The organism is Paraburkholderia nodosa DSM 21604 (genome assembly GCF_000519185.1).
Lineage (GTDB): Bacteria > Pseudomonadota > Gammaproteobacteria > Burkholderiales > Burkholderiaceae > Paraburkholderia > Paraburkholderia nodosa.
Map to the genome: position 1 here is coordinate 3,083 of NZ_KI912597.1, position 5,583 is coordinate 8,665.

Here is a 5,583-nt window from a genome sequence, read left to right on the forward strand (position 1 = left end):
ACACCGCGCCCGCCGAACCGAACACGTCGGCCGCACGCTCCTGCAACCGCCGTTTCCATTCCGTGATCTGGTTCGGATGCACGTCGAACTGCTGAGCCAGTTCGGCCAGCGTGCGCTCGCCCTTGACTGCCGCTAGGGCCACCTTTGCTTTGAACGCGGCTGAGTGCGTGCGTCGGGTTCTCTTCGTCATTTTCTCGGTTCCTTTGCCTGCATTATCGCTGGCTCAGGCCCCGGCCGCTCCACTTATCCGGCTGTCCGAATTTGCTCCGCCACCTCTGTCGTGATGACCCCACGTGTAGTAAGTACCATCGTACTGCGCGCCCGCCGGCTCGCTGGCAAAAGCGAGCACAGCTAATGTCAGCCTGCATTTTGGCATGCCTAATCCTTGCAAAGCTCGCGCGTAGCGACTACGAAGCGTAGATCGCCGTTATTGCCATCGAGTAGAGCCAACGGTAGCCAAAAAGCAAACTATGCGCCATCACGTTTTTTTGAATGTACCGAATAGCATTACTTAACAAACATAGAGGCGCACCGCCGTGATTGGTCTCATGAATTGGAAAGTACGGCGTGCCAACACTGATATCGTCACCTTGCCCTCGATTACTGTCTCACTACGCGCAGACCAGTACTGCCGATGTTTTTATTGGATGCACGGCTGCCTGTAGTCGCTGAACGCCTCCCCATGCCCGAGCTCCGCATTGCGGCTCGGAAACCACAATGAGGCTCGGCGCGCTTGCACTCCACGCGGGCTCGCCTGTTGCCCGCCGCCTACAAGGCAACACCGTCACCGAAAGAACCTTCTTGCCCGGAATCAGTTGACCGCGACAGTTCGTTTTAACGTTTGTCCGAGTTTTGTTGAAAAAGCGCTACAGTGCGCGTTATCTATATGACAATCTAGACATTCCCGCCTGGTGTTTTCAGGTCGCGACTGACGCGCTATCTCATTCGGAATCAAGGATCGGGGGCTTGGGTCTGCGGTTATGTCGGCAGACAGAACCATCCCGAGACGAGAAGGACCCAGAACGCACCCTCAGTTAATGCCGACTGGATTCGGCCCCGCGAAAGAAAATCAGAGGTACCGCGGCCTTGTGTCACGCGGCGGCTTTCGCGCTTGCCCGCGTTGCTTTTTGTCGAACTCCTTGCGCGTGGAAACTAGCGCATCCGGATCGCCCCCCGGCAACGGGTGCGCGTATATCTTCAATCTCCCTTTCCCGGGGCTTCTTCCTCGCCAATGCAAATGAGGTCGGCACATTGGCACTGATTTTGCTCTGAGATAACCCGCCTGGCGGATGCCATAGTGCTCCGGCAAACCAAATCGCGACCTACGAAGGAGACTTGACCATGGCGTTATTGGAACGCGTCGACTGGTACGACATCGCCCGCGCCACCAATTGGACCCCGTCCTACGTGTCGGAATCGGATCTCTTTCCCGACATCATGTCTGGCGCGCAAGGTATTCCAATGGTCCACTGGGAGAGCTACGACGAGCCGTACAAGACGTCGTATCCCGAGTACGTCCGTATCCAACGCGAAAAAGACGCTGGTGCCTATTCTGTGAAGGCAGCCCTGAATAGCAGCCGCAGATTCGAGGATACCGATCCGGGCTGGCTTTCCATCCTTAAGGCCCATTACGGCGCCATCGCACTCGGCGAGTATGCGGCAATGAGCGCCGAAGCACGCATGGTTCGCTTCGGCCGTGCACCAGGGATGCGCAACATGGCCACCTTCGGCATGCTCGACGAAAACCGTCACGGGCAGTTGCAGCTCTACTTCCCTCACGACTACTGTGCAAAGGACAGGCAGTTTGACTGGGCGCACAAGGCCTATCATACGAACCAGTGGGGTGCAATTGCCGCCCGCAACACATTTGACGACCTTTTTATGTCCCGCAGCGCGATCGAGATCGCGGTTATGCTCACCTTTGCGCTCGAAACAGGCTTCACCAATGTACAGTTCCTCGGCTTGGCGGCCGACGCAGTCGACGTCGGCGATTTCACTTTCGCAAGCCTCATCTCCAGCATTCAAACGGACGAGTCGCGGCATGCGCAAATCGGCGGCCCGGCGCTACACATTCTGATCGCAAACGGCCGCAAGGAAGAAGCCCAGAAGCTCGTGGACATCGCCATCGCCCGCGCGTGGCGCCTCTTCTGTCTGCTCACAGGCTCGTCGATGGACTACGCGACGCCACTCGAGCACCGCAAGCAGTCGTTCAAGGAATTCGCGCGCGAGTGGATCGTCAGTCAGTTTGAGCGGACACTCATTGATCTCGGCCTCGATTTGCCCTGGTACTGGGACCAGATGATCAATGAATTCGATTACCAGCACCACGCCTATCAGCTAGGCGTCTGGTTTTGGCGTCCCACGGTTTGGTGGGACCCCGCAGCGGGCGTGACGCCCGAATGCCGCGACTGGCTGGAAGAAAAATATCCCGGCTGGAACAACTCGTTCGGCAAGGTATGGGACGTCATTATCGAAAACCTGCTCCTCGGCCGCCGGGAACTTACGATGCCCGAAACGCTACCTGTCCTCTGCAACATGAGCCAGTTGCCCATTTGCGCCATTCCGGGCGATGGCTGGAACGTGAAGGACTACCCTCTCGACCATAACGGCCGCACGTATCACTTCAATTCGGAAATCGACCGCTGGGTCTTCCAGCAGGACCCGGTACGTTACCGCGATCACCTCACGCTCGTCGATCGCTTCCTCGCCGGTCATATACAGCCACCCGACCTGTTGGGCGCGTTGAACTACATGGGGCTCGCGCCGGGCGAAATTGGCGACGACGCGCACCAGTATGCCTGGGTCGAATCGTATCGAGGCACCCGTGACACAATCAAGCCGCCTGAGGCTGCCACGCAAACGAGGACGACATGGCACTCTTCCATGTGATCTCAAATTTTCAATACGACTTCGTATTGCAGATATTGCCGGTGGATACCGGCAATACGATGGATGAAGTTGCGGCCGCCGCCGCGCTCCATTCGGTGGGCCGACGCGTCGCCCCACGGCCTGACAAGGTTGTGCGCGTGCGGCGCCAGGGCGTGGGGCAGTTCTACGCGCGCACGGCAAAGCTCGGTGAAACGGATATCAAGCCGATGGAAACGCTTGAATTCATCTTTTGCGACAAATGAGGTCGAAATGAAGTATCAGAAAGTCTGCACGCTCGACGACCTGTGGGCAGGCGAGATGATCGAAGCGGAGGTGGATGGCCACGTGATTGTGGTGGTGAACCCAGAAGGGGGCGAGCCGCGCGCCTTTCGGGGCGTCTGTCCGCATCAGGCGATTCCGCTCGTGGAAGGAAAGTTCGACGGCCGCGTGCTGATGTGCCGCGCGCATCAATGGACCTTCGATGTGAATACCGGCAAAGGGATCAATCCTGGCGACTCCCGGCTTCGCGAATACCCCGTGAAGATCGAGGGCGAAGACGTTCTCGTTGCGGTGGGCAGCGTTGAAACCCTCTTTGCCCATTCCTGAACATCACAGAGAACCGATCATGACCATCGAAACCACCGCCTCGGCTTACCGCAACAACCGCGTGGGTCCCGTGCTTCGTGCGGGCAGCATTACGGCGGGCGTCATCGAAGCCGCGCACGAAGACAACCCCGGCAAGACGATCCGCGTGGACGACAAACTCGCGTATGTGCGCATCGATACGGATGGAGAACTGATCCTGCGCCGCTCCACGCTTGAGGAAACGCTTGGTCGAGCGTTCATGATGTCCGAGCTGGAAGTCAGCCTCAGCTCGTTTTCAGGCCGCATCGAAACAACCGAAGGCTACGTGCGGTTTTACTACGAGAAAACGCTTTAACCGGAGACGAGCATGACCCAGCCCGAAGTCCTCAAGCCGCTGAAAACGTGGAGCCATCTAGCCGCGCGGCGGCGCAAGCCAAGCGAGTATGAGATCGTCTCGACCAACTTGCACTATACCACCGACAACCCTGATGCCCCCTTCGAACTGGACCCTAACTTCGAAATGGCGCAATGGTTCAAGCGCAACCGCAACGCCTCGCCGCTGCGACATCCCGACTGGAACGCATTTCGTGATCCCGACGAGATCGTCTATCGCACGTATAACCTGCTGCAGGATGGTCAGGAAACTTACGTATATGGTCTCCTCGACCAGTTCTCCACGCGCGGTCACGACTCCCAACTCGCCCGGCCGTGGGCGGGCTCGCTCGCACGCGTCTATACCCCCGCGCGCTTCCTGTTTCATGCGCTGCAGATGGGCTCAGCTTATCTGGCGCAGATGGCCCCCGCTTCCACGATCTCCAACTGTGCCGCATACCAGACCGCTGACTCTCTGCGCTGGCTCACGCACACCGCGTATCGCACCAAGGAACTGTCCCTGACTTTTGCGGACCTCGGCTTCGGCAGCGATGAGCGGCGCCGCTGGGAACTCGACCCGCCTTGGCAGGGCTGGCGCAAACTCGTCGAACAAGCACTCACCGCGTGGGACTGGGCTGAATGCTTTGTCGCGCTAAACCTCGTGGTACGCCCGGCTGTGGAAGAGACCGTATTGCGCGGCCTCGGCGTCACGGCACGCCAAAACGGCGATATCCTACTCGGCCTTATTACCGATGCGCAGCTCATTGACACCGAGCGGCATCGGCGTTGGGCCAGCGAGCTCGTTCGCATGGCCAGCGAACAGGAAGGCAATCACGCCGTGCTGCGTGCGTGGGTGCGCAAATGGGAGCCGCTTGCCATCGACGCCATAACAGCATGGTGCGCCGCGTTGCCCGACGCACGCGGAGCTAGCGCACGCGCGAAGGTAGCCACGCGCGAATTCCGGCGTTCGATCCGACTGTGAGTCAATAGGCCTTGAATCGAAGCATTTTGAAGGAAGTGTCGTCGGCAGCCCGCCCGCACCGGCAATTTGGGAAACGCCAAACGTAACAACACTTAGAGCGGAGTTTTGGATCATGAAGACGATCTTCGCCGCTTCGGCGATTGTATTGCACCGATCTGCACGATTGCCTACGCCACGGCCATCGGCAGCGGGCTCACGGAGGCATGGCCGTGGCGGGGATAGTGGAGGCGGCAGGCAGCACTGCTTCCGTTATTGCCGCAGCGCAAGCGTCCCATGCTTCAGCTATGGGATCTACGTCAGGCGGTCAAGGAGGCTACTTCTCCGGGCCTCGCGACGGCGGATAGCAGCACCTACAAGCCGGGCCATCGAGCCGATAATTAAGCGATTCCGGAAGCCGAATTGGAAACCTGCACGGATAACTGTCCGAGTGTAGATGCGCTCGCAGTCTTACCAATAACCTATGCGCGAAACATGGCAAAGTGGGCCGGCGACAATAAATGAAAACGAAACTGTTTGTAGCAGCAGTAGCATTATTAGCGACCACCGTAGGCCTTTCGTTGCGCCTACATCAGGTGAACAGGATTTGTGAAACCGCGCGCGAAAATCCTAAGGTAGCCATGGGTTCATCAACGACCTGGCCCGGCAACTGGCCGACGACGAGCTCGGCCAGCGACTGTTGCCGATTCCGAATATCTCGGGCTTCGCCGGCGAGAAGTACCGTTGCAGCAGGTTCGGTGCGAGCGGCAGATTGTGCTTGCTGTCCGTAGTGGCCTTGA

Annotated in this window: 7 protein-coding genes; 5 read left to right on the top strand and 2 right to left on the bottom strand. The window is 58.7% G+C overall.

The window, feature by feature from the left end; all coding sequences use genetic code 11:
• Positions 1 to 190, bottom strand: a 190-nt coding sequence (locus tag A3CW_RS50015) for a transposase (RefSeq protein WP_081772127.1), incomplete at its 3' end; no start/stop codon positions are given.
• A 1,151-nt stretch (positions 191 to 1,341) separates the two neighbouring features.
• Between A3CW_RS50015 and A3CW_RS50020 the strand changes: the two genes are divergently transcribed.
• Genes A3CW_RS50020 through A3CW_RS0144670 form a run of 5 tightly spaced genes read left to right on the top strand, consistent with a single transcriptional unit; the run spans position 1,342 to position 4,807 of the window.
• Complete coding sequence (locus tag A3CW_RS50020; RefSeq protein ID WP_051482134.1) at positions 1,342 to 2,889, top strand: ferritin family protein; 1,548 nt, start codon at positions 1,342 to 1,344, stop codon at positions 2,887 to 2,889.
• On the top strand, positions 2,871 to 3,131 hold the full coding sequence (locus A3CW_RS0144655) for a toluene-4-monooxygenase system B family protein (protein ID WP_028209224.1): 261 nt from the start codon (positions 2,871 to 2,873) through the stop codon (positions 3,129 to 3,131). The genes A3CW_RS50020 and A3CW_RS0144655 overlap by 19 nt, the downstream gene beginning before the upstream one ends.
• 7 nt (positions 3,132 to 3,138) lie before the next feature.
• Positions 3,139 to 3,474: a Rieske 2Fe-2S domain-containing protein gene (locus A3CW_RS0144660; protein ID WP_028209225.1), complete on the top strand. Its 336-nt coding sequence runs from the start codon at positions 3,139 to 3,141 to the stop codon at positions 3,472 to 3,474.
• A gap of 19 nt (positions 3,475 to 3,493) precedes the next feature.
• On the top strand, positions 3,494 to 3,808 hold the full coding sequence (locus A3CW_RS0144665; RefSeq protein WP_028209226.1) for an MmoB/DmpM family protein: 315 nt from the start codon (positions 3,494 to 3,496) through the stop codon (positions 3,806 to 3,808).
• A gap of 12 nt (positions 3,809 to 3,820) precedes the next feature.
• Positions 3,821 to 4,807 (top strand): aromatic/alkene monooxygenase hydroxylase subunit beta, encoded by a 987-nt coding sequence (locus A3CW_RS0144670; protein WP_028209227.1) that lies wholly within the window; start codon positions 3,821 to 3,823, stop codon positions 4,805 to 4,807.
• A 568-nt stretch (positions 4,808 to 5,375) separates the two neighbouring features.
• Here the strand turns inward: A3CW_RS0144670 and A3CW_RS53195 are convergent.
• Positions 5,376 to 5,583, bottom strand: a 208-nt coding sequence (locus A3CW_RS53195; RefSeq protein ID WP_028209228.1) for a hypothetical protein, incomplete at its 5' end; no start/stop codon positions are given.